Genomic DNA, 18,216 nt, shown 5'->3' with positions numbered 1-18,216 from the left:
CCGGGGAGATCAGCTCTCCGCGGCCGTGCCGGCGGTTCCGGTGCCCTCCGTGGCCCGCGGCGCTGTGCCCTGCTCCGGCCAGTGCTCCCGGATGTCGGTCCAGGTCCCGCCCAGCGTGTCCATGATCGCTTTGGTGTGCGCGGTCACGGGCAGGAAGTTGGAGTCCCCGTTCCACCGGGGCACCACATGCATGTGCAGGTGATCCGACAGCGAACCGCCAGCCGCCTGGCCCAGATTCAGCCCCGTGTTGAAGGCGTTCGGGTGCGAGGCCTCGCTCACTGCCACGACAGCGTCGCGGGTCAGGCGCATGAGCTCGGTGAGCTCGTCGTCGGTGAGCTCGGTCAGATCCGCCAGGTGGCGGTACGGGCACACCAGCAGGTGGCCGGGGTTGTAGGGGAACAGGTTGAGGATCACGAAGCAGTGCTCGCCGCGGAAGACGATCAGGGATTCGTCGTCCCGGCGCTCGGGGCCCGTGCAGAACGGGCAGCCCGGCACCGTCTCGACCGAGGTGTCCTCGCCGCGCACATAGGCCAGGCGGTGCGGGGTCCACAGGCGCTGGAACGAATCCGGCACCCCGGGGATCTCGAAATCGTCCTGGCGCACCCAGTGGTGCTGGCCCACGCGCGCGCCCGGCTCCCCCGTGCTCATGACTGCGCGCCCTGCGACCCCGGCGCATCGGCGTCCACGCCGGGGGCCTGCCCGACCGTCTCATCGCCCGCGGCGGCCGAGGGGACGGGATCGTCGTTCACGCGATTGCTCACGTGCGCGGCGATCCGGGCGACGGCCTCCTCGACCGGCACGCCGTTCTCCTGCGAGCCGTCACGGAAGCGGAAGGACACTGCACCGGCCTCGGCGTCGTCGCCGCCTGCGATCAGCACGAACGGCACCTTGTCCTTGGACGCGGTGCGGATCTTCTTGGGGAACCGGTCCGAGGAGGAGTCGAGCTCGGCGCGCACCCCGGCGGTGCGCAGCTTCGCCACGACGTCGCCCAGGTAGTCGTCGAAGGCCTCGGCCACCGGGATGGCACGGACCTGCTCGGGCGCCAGCCAGGCCGGGAAGGCGCCTGCGTAGTGCTCGGTCAGCACGCCGAAGAACCGCTCGATCGAGCCGAACAGCGCGCGGTGGATCATGACGGGGCGCTGACGGGAGCCGTCGGCGGCCGCGTACTCGAGGTCGAAGCGCTCGGGCATGAAGAAGTCCAGCTGGATCGTGGACATCTGCCAGGTGCGCCCGATGGCATCGCGAGCCTGCACGGAGATCTTGGGGCCGTAGAACGCCGCGCCCTCCGGATCCGGGACGAGCTCCAGACCCGAGGCGGTGGCGACCTCCTCGAGCGTGGAGGTGGCCTCCTCCCAGGTGGCGTCGTCGCCGATGGACTTCTGCGGATCGCGCGTGGAGAGCTCCAGGTAGAAGTCGTCCAGGCCGTAGGCCCGCAGCAGGTCCAGCACGAAGTCCAGCGTGGTGGCGATCTCATCGCGCATCTGCTCGCGCGTGCAGTAGATGTGGGCGTCGTCCTGCGTGAAGCCGCGGGCGCGGGTCAGGCCGTGGATCACGCCGGACTTCTCGTTGCGGTACACCGTGCCGAACTCGAACAGCCGCAGCGGCAGGTCGCGGTAGGAGCGGCCGCGCTGGCGGAAGATCAGGTTGTGCATGGGGCAGTTCATGGGCTTCAGGTAGTAGTCCTGGCCCTGCTTGGTGACATTGCCCGCGGCGTCGCGCTCCTCGTCCATCTGCATGGGCGGGAACATGCCGTCCTTGTAGAAGCCCAGGTGCCCGGAGATCTCGTAGAGCGTGGACTTGGTGATGTGCGGCGTGTTCACGAACGAGTAGCCGTGATTGACGTGCTGCTCGCGCGAGAGGTTCTCCATCTCCATGCGGATCAGACCGCCCTTGGGGTGGAACACGGCCAGGCCGGAGCCGATCTCGTCCGGGAAGGAGAACAGGTCCAGCTCGGAGCCCAGCTTGCGGTGATCGCGGCGCTCGGCCTCGGCGAGGCGATCCTTGTACGCCTTGAGCTCGTCCTTGGTGGGCCATGCCGTGCCGTAGATGCGCTGCAGCTGCTTGTTCTTCTCCGAGCCGCGCCAGTAGGCGGCAGCCGAGCGCATCAGGGCGAAGCCGTTGCCGATCAGCTTGGTGTCCGGCAGGTGGGGCCCGCGGCACAGGTCCTTCCAGACGATCTCGCCGGACTTGCGGTCGACGTTGTCGTAGATGGTCAGCTCGCCGGCGGCGACCTCCTGCGAGGCGCCCTCCGTGGCGGCGACCTCCGCGCCGGAGCCGGGGCCCTGGGCCAGCCCGATCAGCTCGAGCTTGTAGGGCTCATCGGCCATCTCCGCGACGGCCTCATCGTGGGTCACGGAGCGCCGGCGGAAGCTCTGCGTGGAGTTCACGATCTTCTGCATGCGCTTCTCCAGCGCCTTGAGATCCTCCGGGGTGAAGGCCTCGTCGACGTCGAAGTCGAAGTAGAACCCGTCCGTGATGTACGGGCCGATGCCGAGCTTGGCCTCCTGCTTGAGCTCCTGCACCGCCTGGGCCATCACGTGGGCGGTCGAGTGGCGCAGGACCTCCAGGCCCTCCGGGTCCGAGATCAGCACGCGCTCGATCGACTGCCCGTCGGCCAGGGGGGTGGCAAGATCGCGCAGCGTGCCGTTGATCCGGGCGACGACGACCTCCCGCTGGCCCTGGTAGAGATCAGCGGCGGTGGTCCCGGTCGCGACCTGCTGCTGCTGTCCGTCCACGGTGACGGTGATCCCGCCGACGCTGGGATCCTGCGCGGAGGGGTTCTGGGACACGGACTCGCTCATGAGCTGCTGCAGCCTTTCGGTTCGAGGGACGCGACCGTACAGGGGCCGCGCGACCAGGCCATGCTACCGGCGCGGTGCGACGCCGCAGCTCGCGGCAGCGGCCAGAGCAGCGGGCACAATGGTCGAGCCCCAGCCATCACGGTCGCCGCCTGCCCCGAACGGAGTCCCCGCAACCACATGACCAAGCCTCCCGCCCCGCAGGACGACCCCGACGATCCCCACGAGGACCGGCAGCCCCACGACTCCGCCGAGCCCGAGGTCGAGCCGCTGCGCTACGACCAGCCGGTCACCGGGCAGATCCCGCTGCTGCAGCGCCCGGCCCCAGAGGCGTCCACGGACCCGTCGCAGCGGATCCTGAGCACCCGGTTCGTGCTGCTGTGGCTGGTCCAGTTCCTGGTGTCCATGCAGTTCTACCTCGTGACCACCATCTCGGCCGCCTACGCGATGGACCGCTTCTCGGCCGGTCAGGCCGAGGCCGGGCTGACGACGTCGTCGTTCACCGTCGGCGCGGTGATCGCCCGGCTGCTCACGGGCAAGTACATGGAGCTCATCGGACGGCGGCGCGTCCTGGTCACGGCCATGGTCCTGTTCACGCTGATCTCCACGGCCTATCTGCCGGACACCGGGATGGCCGGGCTGCTGGCCGTGCGCTTCGTCAACGGCATCGCCTTCGCCGCCGTGACCACAATCGCCCCGGCGGCGGTCCAGGGCGTCATCCCGCCTCGGCGCCGCGGTGAGGCCACGGGGTACTTCGGCCTGTCGACCACCCTGGCCACAGCTCTGGGCCCCGCCCTGGGCGTGTGGCTCTCGCGCTCGATCGGCTACGGGAGCCTCTTCGTGCTCGTCTCCGCGGTGGCGGGCCTGGCCCTGATCGTGGTGCTCGTGCTGCGCGTCCCCGAGGTCGAGCTCACTCAGGCCCAGCGCCGCTCGGCACGACAGTGGCGGCTGTCGTCGATCATCGAGACGCGCGCTCTGCCCATCTCCGGGCTCATGGTCTTCGCGGGCATGGCCTACTCCACGATCCTGACCTACCTCAACGCCTACGCCGTGGAGCTGGTTCTGGTGAGCTCGGCCGCGGCCTTCTTCGTCGTGTACGCGATCGCCATCGTCCTCACGCGCCCGTACCTGGGCAGGCGGCAGGACCGGCGCGGCGACAACAGCGTGATCCCTCCGGCGCTGGTGCTGTTCTCGGCGACCCTGGTCATGCTGGCCTTCGCGAGCTCCGGATGGATGCTGCTGGCGGCCGGGGCCATGCTGGGCTGCTCCTTCGGCGCGATCATCACCGCGGCCCAGGCAGCGGCCGTCAAGGTCGCCCCAATCGCTCGCGTGGGACTGACAACGGCGACCTTCTTCCTGTGCATGGACCTCGGCGCGACCGTCGGACCCGCTGTCCTCGGCTCTGTGGTGCCCGCTCTCGGCTACCGCGGGATGTACCTGTGCGCAGCCGGTGTGCTGCTGGTCGCCGTCGGGTACTACTGGCTCGTCCACGGTCGCGGCGCAGGTCGGACCCCGTCGCCGCCCACGGGGCAGATCCCCGTGGCCTGAGCGCCCGGGACCACGAGAAACCCCGGGCAACCCTGAGGGCTCCTCATGCTCAGTGAGCTTAGGGTGAAGGCGCTTCCCGATGTCTTCCCGCAGAGGAGCTCACCCCCATGAGCAGCGCCCGACTCCCCCGATCCGTCTTCCTGAGCGGCGCCGCCGCGGCGGTGCTGAGCCTGGCCGCCTGCGGCTCGCAGGACGACGACGGCCAGGGCGGCTCCGAGGCCACGGGCGGCAGCGCGTCGTCGACGCCGGAGCCGGTCGAGCTGCCCGGCGGCGGCACCGAGGTCTTCCCCGGCCGGCGCATGATCGCCCTCTACGGCTCCCCGGGCGTCCCAGGGCTGGGCTGCCTGGGCGAGCAGGACGTCGACGCGTCCATCACCCGCGTGCAGGAGCTGGCCAAGGAGTACGAGCCGTTCTCCGAGGAACCGGTCATCCCGGCCTTCGAGATCATCGCGACCGTCGCCTCCTCCGAGGCCGGGCCCGACGGCGACTACTCCAACGAGCTCGATCCCCAGACGCTGCGCCCGTGGATCGACGCCGCCGGCGAGGCAGGCGTCTACTGCGTGCTGGATCTGCAGCCCGGCTCCACAGACTTCCTGACTCAGGCCAAGCGCTACGAGGACCTGCTGCGCGAGCCCCATGTGGGCCTGGCCCTGGATCCCGAGTGGCGGCTGCAGCCCGGAGGGCAGCACATGGTGCAGGTCGGCTCGGTCGAGGCCGCGGAGGTCGACGAGGTCGCCCAGTGGCTCGCCGGCATCGTGCAGGAGGACGAGCTTCCGCAGAAGGTGCTGATCCTGCACCAGTTCTCCGTGGACATGCTCCCGGATCGCGAGAACATCGACGCGTCTGTACCGGAGGTCGCCATGGTCGTGCACGCCGACGGCCACGGAACCCGCGAGCTGAAGCTGGGCACGTGGGATGCTCTGAAGAGCGACCTGCCCGAGGGCATGCGCATGGCGTGGAAGAACTTCTACGACGAGGACACCCCCACCTGGACCCCGGAGGAGACCTTCGACAACGACCCCAAGCCGTGGTTCGTGTCGTATCAGTGACGTCTCAATTGTCTGCCGACAGCTCCACCCGCGTCGAAGGACGGTCAGGATCGGGGAGGTAACCGAGGACGAACGCAGCCAGGGAGCAGACCGTCGCTGCGGAGAAGGCCGGCCAGTTCAGGACCGAGGCGACCCCGGCCACGATACTTCCGCTGCCCAGCAGGACTCCCGCCAGCTGACCTGCCACGATGCCGAGGCCCAGCAGCAGGAAGACTGCCAGCGAGGCCCAGAAGACGACGAGAACGATCCGTCTCATGACGGCTCCTTTCGGTGCATTGTCGGATCCATGGCTCAATGCGGGATCGGCAGGAAGCCCAGGGCCACGACCCAGGCGAGCAGAATGACCGGGACCACGAACCAGACGATCAGCGGCACGAACATGCGTCGCGGCTCAACCTTCGCCAAGGACGATGCGAGGTAGATGGGCGCGCCGACAGGCGGGGATGCCCCCTCCGTCGAGGTGCACAGCAGCACGGCGCAGACGGCCACGACGGCGGGGATCCCCATGGAATCCATGGCGATCACCGCTGGGGCGCCGATGGCGGCGGCGGTCGCTGTCGACGACAGCGGCGTGGCCACCACGACGATCGCAGCACAGATCAGCAGCACGAGCAGCGGCACAGGAAGGTGCACCGATTCCAGGGCGGCGGAGAGCTGATCCCCCACTCCCAGCTCGGACATGATCGTCGAGGCGGCCAGCGCCGAGAACAGGGAGATGCCGACGGTCGCGAACTGCGGCGCTTCGTCGCGCACGGCGCGAGCGGTCTCCCGCCACCTCCCGGCGAGACGCTTGCGGCCTTCGATCAATGCGATCACAGAGATGAGAATCGGCACCCAGACGATGATCGAGATCTCGCCCATCGGCTCCTCACCGACCCGCTGCGACGCCGAGAGCCAGTCGTAGAGCGGCCCGAAGGTCAGAACGACGGGGATGAGGATGCCCAGGAAGATCAGGGTGGAGCTCCAGCCCTGCCGCAGGGCCTGGGGCAAGCGCATGATCTCCGAGGCGTCTGCCGGTTCCAATCCGTCGCGCCGGGCCCAGATCCAGACCACGATCATGCGGTACACGACGGCATAGGCACCGGTGACCAGCAGCGAGACATAGACGTCGGCGCCGCTGACCCCCAGCCCTGCGGGGATCGCAGCCAGGATGATGAACATGGTCGAGTTCGGAGGCAGGGAGACTCCCAGTCCCGAATTGCCGGCCACGAGCGTCGCAGAGCGCGCCGGCGACCAGCCGTTCTCCTTCATCCAGGGAATGGTCACTGCGCCCACGGTGGCGGCATTGCCCGCCGTCGAACCGGCGACGAGCCCGATCGCCGCGGATCCGGCCGTGGAGACGTAGGCCGCGCCACCGCGAAGGCGGCCGAACATCGAGTTGAAGATCGTGATCAGGCGCTCGATCAGACCGGTCTGCTGGACGATCACGCCCATGAAGACGAAGGCCATGCCTGCGAAGGTGACGTCGTTGTCGAGAGCCTCCACCACGCCCAGGCTCAGCAGCTCGAAGAATCGGGTTCCGCCGACCAGTGCGGTGCCGATCAGTGCGACGAGCAGCGATTCGGCGATCGGGCGCCGCAGGGGAACGTTGAGCACCACCGTGATGGTGATGAACACCGCAAGGGCGACGATGCCCATGGTGACCTCCTTCGCGACATCCGCCATGAGTGCTGTCGGCGTGCGGTCCGCGATCGGCGGAGCTTCCGATTCGAGCCCACACTATGTGATCGCGGACACCTCCCTGGACCTGCGCGTTCCGCCATCCCGCGAAGACCTCCGCCTGGGAGACTGAGGCCGATGACCCTCACCCTCACCGCCGAGTTCTCCGACGCCCTGGAGAAGCTGCACGCCGGCGTCCCCGTCTTCCTCACCGGCCGCGCCGGCACGGGCAAGTCGACGCTGATCCGCACGTTCCTGGAGAGCACCTCCCGCTCCGTGGTGGTGGCCGCACCCACGGGCATCGCCGCACTGAACGTGGGCGGCTACACCCTGCACCGACTGTTCTCCTTCCCTGCGGGCATCACCCCCGAGCAGGTGCGCTCCGGCGACTATCGACCCGGGCGGTTCATGAAGACGCTGAAGGCCCTGGACACCCTGGTGATCGACGAGATCTCCATGGTCCGCGCCGATCTCTTCGACTGCCTGGCGCTCGCCCTGGAGCAGTTCGGGCCCAAGCCGGGCACGCCGTTCGGCGGTGTGCAGCTCGTGCTGGTCGGCGATCTGCATCAGCTGCCCCCGGTGGTCACCGAGCCGGAGCGGGAGCATTTCCAGACCTACTACGACTCCCCCTTCTTCTTCTCGGGGCACCAGTACGCGGCGTCGTCGTTCGCGGTCGTGGAGCTGACCACGGTCTTCCGCCAGCTCAACGACACCCGCATGGTCGAGATCCTCAACGCCGTGCGCGACGGCGGCCTGCTCGAGGAGGCCCGCACCGAGCTCAACCGGCACACCGACCCCGAGTTCGAACCGCCGCTGGACGAGTTCTGGCTGACCCTGGCCACGACCAACCGCATCGCCGGGGCGCGCAACCGACGGATGCTCGAACGGCTCCCGGCCCACTCCGCCTTCTCCACCGCACGGATCACCGGCGAGCTCGACGGCATGGAGCGCCCGGCCGAGGACGTGCTCGAGTACAAGGCCGGCGCCCAGATCATGCTGCTGACCAATGATCCGGCCGATCGCTGGGTCAACGGGACCCTGGCCAAGATCACCGAGACGCTGTTCGACGACGACGGCGAGCCCTACGTTGTCGTCGAGCTGCCCGACGGCTCGCGTGCCACCGTGGAGCGGCACCTGTGGGAGGTGACCCGGCCGTCGGTGGCGGGCGGGCAGCTCACGCACGAGGTCGTAGGCACCTTCTCCCAGCTGCCGTTCCGCCTGGCCTGGGCGATCACGATCCACAAGAGCCAGGGCCAGACCCTGGACCGCGTGGTGGTGGACCTGACCGGAGGCACCTTCGCCGACGGGCAGCTCTACGTGGCGCTGAGCCGCTGCCGCTCCCTCGACGGCATGGTCCTCACCCGCGACGTGCTGCCCAAGGACCTGCGCGTGGATCAGCGGGTCCGCCGCTTCCTGCGCTCCCAGGCACCGGCGCTGCAGACCCGCGGCAGCGTCTACTTCGGCGTGTGCTGGGTGGGCGATGAGGGCTCGCGCTGGAAGCCCCGCCCGATCGAGCTGGCCGTGGTCACCGACGACGGCCAGCAGGCCTCTACGCTCGTGAACCCCACCCGCGACCTGGGCTCCGCGCGCACCGACTACGGCATCACCGCCGCCGACGTGGAGCTGGCACCCCTGCTCGAGCAGGCCTGGGCGGCGCTGGCTCCGCTGCTCAGCGAGCGGACCCCCATCGGGCTGCACGTGGATCAGGCGCTGAGCCGCATCGACTTCGAGCTCAAGCGCAACCAGCACGTGACCCGCATGCCGCTGGGCACCGAGCTCGACGACGGCTCCCTGACCTGGGAGGACCGCACGCGGCTGAGCGCCCCGACTGCGCTGGAGCGGGCACTGGCTGCCCGGGACATCGCCGCCCGGCGTGGCCTGACCGGCGAGGAGCCGTTCCCCGCGATCGACGACCGCCCCGGTTACCTGATGCCGCGCGGTGACGAGGGCGTCGAGCTGCTCGTGCACGCCCCCGGCCTGGATGCGTCGGACGAGGACCGTGCGGCGGCGCTGACCGAGGCGCTGCGGGCTGCCGCCGGGCGCGCCGCGCTGAGCCCCACGGCACACGGGATCCTGCAGGAGATCGAGGCTCAGCTCGGCACGCAGATCCTGGACGGCGACCAGGGCGCAGACGTCGACCTGTCCGACGTCCTCTCCCCCGGCGCGCGAGTCTGCTTCACGGGCACCGCCCACGGCGCCGACGGGCGCGAGCTCTCCCGCTACGACGTGGAGAGCCTGGCTGCCTCCCACGGGCTCGCCCCCGTCGCCAACGTCACCAAGACCCGGTGTGACGCCCTGGTGGTCGCCGAGCTCGGCACCCAGTCCGGCAAGGCGAAGAAGGCCGCGCAGTACGGCAAGCCGATCATCGCGTTCGACGACTTCCTGGCCTGGGCCGACGGCACGTCCTCGCCCGCAGGCAGCAGCCCTGCCGCTGCGTCTGCACAGGTGCGCATCTCCGCCCTGTGATCCCCGCGCCCGCCTCGGGGGAATAGCTCACCCCTTCTGTGCGCTTTCGTGTTTGTGGACACATCATCTACTTCGGGGCAGGCCGAGGGCGATCCACTGCGCGTCATCGTCATCGGCGCCGGCCAGGCGGGACTCAGCGCGGCGGCGCACCTGCTGCGCAAGGGGCTGCAGCCGTGGCGGGAGTTCGTGGTGCTCGACGGCAACGACGGACCCGGAGGCGCCTGGCGGCATCGCTGGGACTCGCTGACCTTCGACGCCGCCCACGGCATCCACGACCTGCCCGGCTTCCCGCTGGGCGACCCCGATCCGACCGAGCCGGCCAGCCGCGTGGTCTCCCGCTACTACGCGGCGTATGAGCGCGAGCTCGGACTGCCCGTCGTGCGCCCGACTGCAGCGACCGCGGTGGAGCGCGACGACGACGGCCTGTTCCGCGTCACCGCCTCGGACGGCTCGGTGCGGCGAGCGCACGCGGTGATCAGCGCGACCGGGACCTGGAACCGTCCGCACTGGCCCGCCTATCCCGGCATGCGGGAGTTCGCGGGACGGCAGCTGCACACCCGCGACTTCACCTCCGCCGAGGAGTTCGCCGGCCAGCGCGTCCTCGTGGTGGGCGGAGGCACCTCGGCCCTGCAGTTCCTGCTGCAGCTCCAGGACGCCGGTGCGCACACGGTGTGGAGCACCCGTCGGGAGCCGGACTGGACGGATCGGTTCTTCGACAAGTCCTGGGGCGCGGACGTGGAGGCCTCGGTCTCCGCTCGCACGACGACGGGCCTGCCGCCGCTGTCGGTGGTCGCCGCGACGGGCCTGCCGCTCACGGAGCAGTACCGCCACGGCATCGACGACGGCACGCTGATCTCCCGAGGCCCCCTGCTGCGGCTCACGCAGACGGGTGCCGTGCTCGATGGCCCCAGGCCCGACGGTCGCAGGCTGCCTTCGCAGGGCACGATCGTCGACGCCCTGCTGGACCAGTCGGAGCGCCCCGCCGCCGCCCTGCCCGGTCACCCGTCCGAAGCGGATGGTTCGAGCGCGTGGGAGACCCCGGTGGATGCGGTGCTGTGGGCGACAGGCTTCCGCGCCGTGCTGGATCACCTGGCGCCGCTGCGGCTGCGTCAGCCCGGCGGCGGCGTCCAGATGGAGGAAGACGGCGTCTCGGTGTCCGGGGAGCCCGGGCTGTTCCTGGTGGGCTACGGCGCCTCGGCCTCGACCATCGGGGCCACGCGCGCCGGTCGTGCGGCGGCCCTCGGCGCGGTGCGCAGCACCGAGAGCCTCACTCGACCGTGAGCTGCATCCCCAGGTCGTTGACGCCGGTCTCGGAATCCCAGATGCCGTCATTGGCCAGGCGCACGCTGTAGGCCGGCTTGGTCAGATCCGCGCTGGTGGAGTCGCTGTCCGGATCCGGGACCTGCAGCCCCAGGGAGTAGGACCCCGTCTGGGCGGGTGCCTGGAACGACACCGGAACATAGCCCTCCTCACCCGGGCGGATGTCATCCAGCTCCACGTCGGTCCGCGCGGTGTGCACGATCCGGCCGGAGTCGTCGGAGAACGTCAGGATGATCTCCGCATGCCGCCCGGTGGCCGCGTAGCCGTCGTTGCGCAGCTGCAGCCAGAGCTGGCCGTCCTCCCCCGGCGCCAGCTCGCGCGGTGCGGAGGCGCTGGCCAGGGCATAGCGGTAGCCCAGTCGCATCTGGATCTCGGCCAGGTCGTCCTCGCCCCAGGACTGCAGGACCTCCTGGTTGAAGTCGGCGTTGAGCACGGCCCAGCTGTAGCGCTGCAGCTCGGAGACCGCGGTCTCGGCGTCATCGGAGCGCCCGGGGTTCACCGCGCAGGTCTCCCCCGTCGTGGGCACGTTCTTCGCGACCTGCTCCAGATAGGCGCGGTCGTCGTCGTTGACCAGGGTGCCCATGTCCGTGTCCGAGGCCAGGAAGCAGTCGTTGTGGATGCCCACCCGGTCCTTGCGGTCCTCGTGCACGAGCCGACGATGGATCTCCGGGTAGCGGACCTGCAGCACGATCCGCGGGTCGATGCTCTCCTGCAGCGCATCCATGACGCGCTGGCGGTTCGCCCAGTCGTCGCCGGTGAGCTTCCACGGCTCGTTCGCATCGCTGGCGAAGTTGTCCGAGTAGTACCACTCGCCCCACTGCCCCACGAAGCCGGCCTGCAGCGAGTGGATCACGCCGCGGTGATCATTGAGCACCGGCGCCAGCTGCTGGATGTGGGCGACGGTGCGATCCGGGGTGGCGTCGTCCGTTCCGTCCTCCGTGTAGGCGAAGCGCAGGATCGCCTTCATGCCTTCGTCGTTGAGCAGGTCGAGATCCGCGTCCAGGTCGTCCAGGACCTTCTGCGGCAGCGCGTCCGACTCGCGGTATCCGTCGAGCAGCACGATCCGATAGACGACCGTGGTCTGGTCCTCGTCCTTCCAGCGGCGCAGCTGCCAGACGTCCAGGGGCGTGTGCCCGGAGCCGTCCTCGGCGTAGCGAGTCTGGGTGTAGTGCGACATCCCGCGCCCCGGGTTGGGGATCGGCTCGTCGGTGGACTCGTAGTGTTGGACCTGCTTGGACATGGGGCCCTGGGGAACTCCTGCGATCAGCGAGGCGACGACGACCACCACCGCTGCGGCGCCCAGAAGGCCATGACGATGCGTGGAACTCACCCCGACCCCGATTCGAGATGCCGGGAGGATCCCGGCGGACGAGACCAGCCTAGTGGTTGCGTGCGGGATCATCCCGGACTCGCAGGGCCCGACCCCGTCACGGACAGGCCGGCGAAGCACTCGGTCCGACTAGCGTGAGCGACATGACCCAGAAGATGCCCGCCCGCGAATTCCTCGACGCCTGCTCCGTCGACCCCGCCGTCCTCGAGCTGCGCCCCGACTACCGGGGGCTGCTCATGGTCGTCGATGGCCTGATCCCCGAGGTCACTGCCGGCGACGGCGGGCAGGCGGTCGAGGAGCTGATCACCGCCGCCGAGAAGCATGCTGCCGAGCTCCTCTCGCAGACTCCGGTGGACGAGCTGCCCCACATCGCCGCCTGGCGCGAGGCCTACCGGGCCTTCGGCGCCAAGCCGCAGCGCACCCGCAACTCCCTGGAGGCGCTCACCCGCCGCGCCGAGAAGGGGCTGCCGCGTGTCAACGCGCTGACCGATGTCTACAACGCGATCTGCGTGCTGCATCAGATCCCGTTCGGCGGCGAGGACCTGGAGCACTACCAGGGTCCGGCCCGGCTCTTCCGGGCCAGCGGCACCGAGTCGTTCGACACCGCCTCCGGCGGCGAGATGGTGCTCGAGCACCCGGACGAGGGCGAGGTCGTGTGGGGCGACGACGCCGGGGTCACCTGCCGCCGCTGGAACTGGCGCCAGGGCCGGCGCACCGCCCTGAGCGATCGGACGCGCTCGGCGCTGTTCATCCTCGACGGGCTCGACCCGGTCAGCAACGACCAGCTCCACGCCGCTGCCGACGCCCTGGTGGAGGCGCTGACGGCCCTGGGGGCTGAGGTCTCCACGGAGCGACTTCTGCTGGGCGCCTCATGAGCGGTGCCGCCGCTGATCTCGCCGGATCGCCGTTCACCGGCCTCAGCGCCTTCCCGCTCACCCCGCTGCGCGACGACGCGGTGGACGAATCCGCGTTCGCGGGCATCGTCTCCCGGCTGGCCGCATCCGGCGTGGACTCGATCACCGCTCTGGGCTCGACAGGGTGCGCCGCGTACCTGACCAGCGCCGAGCGCGAACGCGTGGGGCGCCTGGCGCTCGAGCATGCCGGCTCGGTGCCGGTGATCGTGGGCGTCAGCGCGCTGCGGACCTCCCAGGTCCTCACTCACGTGGACGCCGCTGCGGAGGCCGGTGCAGTCGGTGTGCTGCTGGCGCCGACGTCCTATCAGCCGCTCACCGACCGCGAGGTCCTGGAGCTGTACCGCACAGTCACCGAGCACACCGATCTGCCGGTGGTGGTCTACGACAACCCGGGCACCACGCACTTCACGTTCAGCCTCGAGCTCTACGCGCAGATCGCGCAGCTGCCCGGGATCGCCTCGCTCAAGATCCCCCCCGATGGCCCCCGAGACGGCCGGCGAGCGCGTGGCCGCAGTCCGAGCGGCGCTGCCCGAGCACGTCACCCTGGGCATCTCCGGGGACGCCTGCGCGGCTGCCGCACTGCTGGCCGGCTGCGACGGGTGGTACTCGGTGATCGCCGGGACGTGCCCGAAGCCGGCGCTCGAGATCGTCCGCGCCGCCCTCGGCCCGCAGCCGCAGGACGCGCTGGCTGCCTCCGAGCGGCTGGCTCCGCTGTGGGAGCGGTTCGCCGAGTCCGGCAGCCTGCGGGTGGTCGCGGCGATCGCCGAGCACCTGGGACTGGCTCCGGGCGACTGCCTGCCGCAGCCGCTGCTGGGGCTGAGCCCTGAGCAGCGCGAGCGCACAGCCGAGGCGGTTGCCGAGCTCGGGCTCCGCTGAGACCCGACCCGCCGGGGACAGCACGAGGCCCCGGCCTCCCGGGGGCGACGAGCAGACGCGATCCGGGAGGCCGGGGCCCCTGGTGCGGACGACTCAGGCTTCCGTGAGGTCCTTGCCCTTGGTCTCCGGCATGAAGAAGACCGTGGCCGCGGCGATCAGCAGCAGGCCGATGGCGTAGAAGCCGAACGTGCGCGCGTCGCCGATCCACGTGAACACGTAGCCGGCGGTGCCGCCGAAGGCCGCGATGGCGATCGCGTAGTAGATCCCGAAGCCGCTCGTGCGCTGGCCCGTGGGGAACATCTCCGCGTACGTGGCCGGGGCGTGGGAGAGGAAGCCGGCCAGCAGCCCGACCTGGACGCAGATCGCGAAGGTCAGCTGCCACATGGTGCCGCCGTCCACCAGGTTGATCATGGGCAGATAGAGGATCGCGCTGCCCAGCAGGCCGATGATGATGGCCGGCCGGCGTCCGATCTTGTCCGAGGCCCAGCCCCACACGGGCAGCACCAGGATCAGGAAGAGGTTGCCCAGCAGCGCGGCCTCGAAAGCCTCCCCCGGCGAGTAGCCGAACGAGGTCTGGGCCACCGAGCTCATGGTGACGGACCAGATGTAGTACGACACCGTCAGCCCCGCCGTCATGGCGATGACCCGCAGACCCGTCGGCCAGTTCTTCAGCACGGCCACGAAGACGTTCTCCTGCGTGATCTGCAGCGCCTGGGTGTGGGTCTTGTGCTCCTCGAAGACCTCGGACTCCTCCATGGAGCGGCGGATCCACAGGGCGATGAGGCCCAGCACGGCACCGATCGCGAACGGCACGCGCCAACCCCAGGACGCCATCTGGTCCTCGGTGAGCACAGCCTGCAGACCGAGGCCGAGCCCCAGGCCCATCAGCAGGCCGAAGGTCCCGGAGACGTAGATGACGCTGGCGAACAGGCCGCGGCGCTCGCGTGGGGCGTGCTCGGCCAGATAGGTCTGAGCCGAGGGCATCTCCCCGCCGTGGGCCAGACCCTGGATGAGCCTGGCGAAGACGAGCAGCGCGGAGGCGAGCCAGCCGATCCGGTCGTAGGTCGGGCACACGGCGATCAGCAGCGAGCCGGCCGAGGCCGCCAGCACGGCGAGCGTCAGCGACGGACGGCGGCCGATGCGATCGCCGATCCAACCGAAGACGAAGCTGCCGAAGGGCCGGGCCACGAAGCCCACGGCGAAGACCGCCATGGTCTGCAGGAACGCCGACTGGGGGTTCTCGTGATTGAACAGCTGGACGGAGAAGTACACCGCGAACGTCGCGTACACGTTCCAGTCGAACCATTCGACGGCGTTGCCGACGCCGGTTCCGATCAGCGTCCGGGCAGCGCTCTGCCGGGGACGCTCGGTGGTGGCGGTCATGGACGGCACCTGCTTTCTCGAGGCGGGAGGGTGTGGTGTTGGGTCAGGCGGTCTCGCCGAGTCGGCCCAGGGCCAGATCGGCGAGCAGGCGGGCGGCGTCGTCGAGCACGGAGTCGTCGAAGACGGCCTGCGGGGAATGGTTCGACGGCGCCGTCGTCGGGTCGGCGCCCTCCGGGACGGCGGAGACGAACACGAAGGCCCCGGGGATCTGCTCGAGCACATAGGCGAAGTCCTCCGAGGCCGTCACCGGATCCGCCATGGGCGACCAGCGGCCCGGGAAACCGCGCTGGGCGACCGCCTCCACGTAGTCGACCTCGGCGGGATCGTTGAGGGTCGTGGGCGATGAGGCGGTGACCTCCAGCTCGCAGTGCGCGCCCCGAGCCTGCGCCAGGTGCGTGAACAGCCGGGTGAGCTGCTCAAGCGCCTTCTGACGCGTGGCATCCGAGAACGTGCGCATGGAGAAGGAGGCCATCGCCTGATCCGCGATCACGTTGTTCGCCTCACCGGCGCGCAGGACGCCGCAGGTGAGCACCACGGGGTCGAAGACGTCGAACTGCCGGGTGATCATGACCTGCGACTGGGTGACCATCTCGCACAGGATCGGGATGGGGTCGATCGTGTGCTGCGGCGCAGAGCCGTGCCCGCCGCGCCCGATCACGCGGACGTCAAAGGTGTCCGCCCCGGCCATCAGAGCACCCGCGCGGCTGCGGATCGAGCCGGTCGGGTGGCCCGAGGACCAGACGTGCAGGCCGTAGGCGTGATCCGGGCGGCGCCCTGCCGCCTCGATCAGCCCCTCCGCCAGGACCAGCCGCGCTCCCCCGTGGCCCTCCTCCCCCGCCTGCAGCAGGAAGACGACGTCGCCTCGCAGCTCCTGGCGCCGGGCGCACAGGCTGCGGGCGGCCCCGACGATCGCGGCCATGTGCAGGTCGTGCCCGCAGGCGTGCATGGCACCGTTGGCGGCCGCGAAGGCCTCGCCGCTCTCCTCAGCCACGGGCAGAGCGTCCATGTCCGCGCGCAGCAGCACGATCGGGCGGCTTTGGTCAGCGGGGGCTTCGGCGGTGCCGCGCAGGACGGCGACGAACCCCGACGCGCCCGCAGCCTCGGTGATCTCCACCGGCAGCTGCTCGAACTCGGCCAGGAGCCGGGCGTGCGTGCGCGGCAGCTGCAGCCCGACCTCGGGGATCTGATGCAGCTCCCGGCGCAGGGCGATCAGGTCGAGGTCCTGCGCCTGGACTGTCCGGGACATCTGGGCTCCTCCGCCTCGGGGCTCTCTCGCCCGGCGGTTCTCGGCAGGGCGCCACGAGGCCTGCGTTCTGCCGAGATACCGATCACGATGCACCGAGCCTAATCCTCAGCCGGGTCACCGTCGGGACCCCGAACAGGGCGTGTGCTTGCGCCTCCCCCGGCAGGGTCGCCAGACTCCCTGCATGAGCGCAGATGCGAAGTGCCGCCCGATGCCCATCTGGATCGATGCGATGTTCATGCGCGGGGGCACCAGCAAGGGACTGTTCTTCTGCGAGCAGGATCTCCCTCCGGCGGGACCGCAGCGCGACCGCGTCTTCACGGGCGCCCTGGGCTCCCCGGATCCGTTCGGCCGGCAGCTGGACGGGATGGGCGGCGGGATCTCGTCGCTGTCCAAGGTCGTCTCCGTGGCGCCGTCGTCACGGCCGGATGCGGATGTGGACTACACCTTCGGCCAGGTGGCCGTCCGCGAGGCGGTCGTGGACTACTCGGGCAACTGCGGCAATCTCTCGGCGGCCGTCGTGCCGTTCGCGCTGCTGGCAGGCATCCACGAGGTCGACGACGACGGACCCGCCAGCGTCATCGCGCACAACACCAATACGGGAAAGCTGATCGAGGTCAGGCTGGAGGTCGCCGACGGCGTCGCGGTGACCTCCGGCGATTTCGTGCTCCCGGGCGTGGCCGGTTCCGGAGCGCCCATCGAGCTGCGCTACCTCGACCCGAGCGGCTCGCGCACCAGCGGCGTGTTGCCCACGGGGCGCAGCGTCGACCGCCTCGATGTCGGGGATCGCGAGATCGAGGTCTCGCTCGTGGATGTCGCCACGCCCATGGTGTTCGTGGCGGCGGCGGATCTGGGCCTCACGGGCACCGAGCTGCCCGATGCTCTGGATGCGGACGCGGACCTCGCAGCCCTGATGGAGCGGATCCGTCGGGCCGGTGCTGTGGCCATGGGTCTGTGCGAGACGTCGGAGGACGCCCCGCAGTCCGTGCCCAAGATCGCAATGGTCGCACCGCCGGCGGAGTCGACGCTGCTCGACGGCACCGACGTGCCCGCCGCCGACTGCGATGTCCTGATCCGCGCCGTGTCCATGGGGCTGAGCCACCGCGCTATCCCCGGCACGTCGGCCATGTGCGCGGCGGCAGCGGCGAACATCGACGACACCGTGGTACAGCGCTGTGCCGCGAGCTCGGGGTCGGAGCTGCGCATCGCGACGCCGTCGGGTGTGGTCGCCGCCGCGGCCGACGTGTGCGTGGAGGACGGTGCTCCTTCAGTAGCTGCGGCGTCCCTGTTCCGCACGGCTCGCCCACTGATGCGAGGGCAGGTTGCCCTATCTCGGTGAGCACAGCGCCTGACTGAGGGGATTCACCAAGACCTACCGCGAAGTCCCTACTGTTGCCAGGATGGTCAGGATGCCCACCTAGGGACGAGTCTCTGATCAGTCAGCAGTCGAAAAACAGCGACCCTGACGGCCGTCGACACCCGAGCCTCACCGACAGAGGGTCTGTCTTCATACATCTAGGCCTGCGACCGGATCATGCACTGACAGGACCGCCGCCCGCGTCAGCGCCATCAAGACACCTACCCTGGTTGCTACAACCGGAGCGAAGGGCACCTTCGGGTTCGGGGATGG

General features: G+C 70.0%; 13 protein-coding genes and 1 pseudogene. 7 read left to right on the top strand and 7 right to left on the bottom strand.

What is annotated here, in order from left to right:
- Positions 1 to 9 precede the first annotated feature (9 nt).
- The gene (locus tag QSJ40_RS06540) at positions 10 to 648 is read right to left on the bottom strand and encodes an HIT family protein (protein WP_285729674.1); all 639 of its coding nucleotides are present in this window, start codon (positions 646 to 648) and stop codon (positions 10 to 12) included.
- On the bottom strand, positions 645 to 2,801 hold the full coding sequence (gene thrS, locus QSJ40_RS06535) for a threonine--tRNA ligase (protein WP_285729672.1): 2,157 nt from the start codon (positions 2,799 to 2,801) through the stop codon (positions 645 to 647). Before thrS ends, QSJ40_RS06540 begins: the two co-directional genes overlap by 4 nt.
- A gap of 177 nt (positions 2,802 to 2,978) precedes the next feature.
- Between thrS and QSJ40_RS06530 the strand changes: the two genes are divergently transcribed.
- Positions 2,979 to 4,346 (top strand): MFS transporter, encoded by a 1,368-nt coding sequence (locus tag QSJ40_RS06530; RefSeq protein ID WP_285729670.1) that lies wholly within the window; start codon positions 2,979 to 2,981, stop codon positions 4,344 to 4,346.
- A gap of 107 nt (positions 4,347 to 4,453) precedes the next feature.
- A complete protein-coding gene (locus QSJ40_RS06525; protein ID WP_058870972.1) occupies positions 4,454 to 5,395 on the top strand; it encodes a hypothetical protein in 942 nt (313 codons plus the stop codon).
- A gap of 4 nt (positions 5,396 to 5,399) precedes the next feature.
- Here QSJ40_RS06525 and QSJ40_RS06520 read toward each other — a convergent pair whose 3' ends face one another.
- The gene (locus QSJ40_RS06520) at positions 5,400 to 5,651 is read right to left on the bottom strand and encodes a hypothetical protein (protein WP_058870973.1); all 252 of its coding nucleotides are present in this window, start codon (positions 5,649 to 5,651) and stop codon (positions 5,400 to 5,402) included.
- A gap of 35 nt (positions 5,652 to 5,686) precedes the next feature.
- The gene (locus QSJ40_RS06515; protein WP_058870974.1) at positions 5,687 to 7,033 is read right to left on the bottom strand and encodes a TRAP transporter large permease subunit; all 1,347 of its coding nucleotides are present in this window, start codon (positions 7,031 to 7,033) and stop codon (positions 5,687 to 5,689) included.
- A 159-nt stretch (positions 7,034 to 7,192) separates the two neighbouring features.
- Between QSJ40_RS06515 and QSJ40_RS06510 the strand changes: the two genes are divergently transcribed.
- Positions 7,193 to 9,520, top strand: a complete 2,328-nt coding sequence (locus QSJ40_RS06510) for an AAA family ATPase (protein ID WP_058870975.1) — start codon at positions 7,193 to 7,195, stop codon at positions 9,518 to 9,520.
- A 54-nt stretch (positions 9,521 to 9,574) separates the two neighbouring features.
- Positions 9,575 to 10,801, top strand: a complete 1,227-nt coding sequence (locus QSJ40_RS06505) for an NAD(P)-binding domain-containing protein (RefSeq protein ID WP_285729665.1) — start codon at positions 9,575 to 9,577, stop codon at positions 10,799 to 10,801.
- On the opposite strand, the gene QSJ40_RS06500 is transcribed toward QSJ40_RS06505, so the two are convergent.
- Positions 10,788 to 12,170, bottom strand: coding sequence for a DUF4832 domain-containing protein (locus tag QSJ40_RS06500; RefSeq protein ID WP_285729662.1), 1,383 nt, complete (start codon positions 12,168 to 12,170; stop codon positions 10,788 to 10,790). The two genes, QSJ40_RS06505 and QSJ40_RS06500, sit on opposite strands and share 14 nt — an antisense overlap.
- A 143-nt stretch (positions 12,171 to 12,313) precedes the next feature.
- Between QSJ40_RS06500 and QSJ40_RS06495 the strand changes: the two genes are divergently transcribed.
- A complete protein-coding gene (locus tag QSJ40_RS06495) occupies positions 12,314 to 13,045 on the top strand; it encodes a B3/B4 domain-containing protein (RefSeq protein ID WP_285729660.1) in 732 nt (243 codons plus the stop codon).
- Positions 13,042 to 13,960 (top strand): annotated as a pseudogene (locus QSJ40_RS06490) (dihydrodipicolinate synthase family protein). The gene QSJ40_RS06495 and the pseudogene QSJ40_RS06490 overlap by 4 nt, the downstream one beginning before the upstream one ends.
- 93 nt (positions 13,961 to 14,053) lie before the next feature.
- On the opposite strand, the gene QSJ40_RS06485 reads toward QSJ40_RS06490, so the two are convergent.
- Positions 14,054 to 15,343 carry an MFS transporter gene (locus tag QSJ40_RS06485; protein WP_058870977.1) on the bottom strand — a complete coding sequence of 430 codons (1,290 nt, stop codon included), beginning with the start codon at positions 15,341 to 15,343 and terminating at the stop codon, positions 14,054 to 14,056.
- Positions 15,344 to 15,386: 43 nt separating this feature from the next.
- Positions 15,387 to 16,589, bottom strand: coding sequence for a M20 metallopeptidase family protein (locus QSJ40_RS06480; RefSeq protein WP_058870978.1), 1,203 nt, complete (start codon positions 16,587 to 16,589; stop codon positions 15,387 to 15,389).
- Between the two features lie 181 nt (positions 16,590 to 16,770).
- On the opposite strand from QSJ40_RS06480, the gene QSJ40_RS06475 reads away from it, so the two are divergent.
- Complete coding sequence (locus tag QSJ40_RS06475) at positions 16,771 to 17,925, top strand: PrpF domain-containing protein (RefSeq protein ID WP_235586725.1); 1,155 nt, start codon at positions 16,771 to 16,773, stop codon at positions 17,923 to 17,925.
- The last annotated feature ends 291 nt before the right edge of the window (positions 17,926 to 18,216 follow it).

It is taken from the genome of Kocuria sp. NBRC 114282 (genome assembly GCF_030268385.1).
Taxonomy (GTDB): domain Bacteria; phylum Actinomycetota; class Actinomycetes; order Actinomycetales; family Micrococcaceae; genus Kocuria; species Kocuria palustris.
This window is presented reverse-complemented; position numbering and strand designations above follow the sequence as displayed.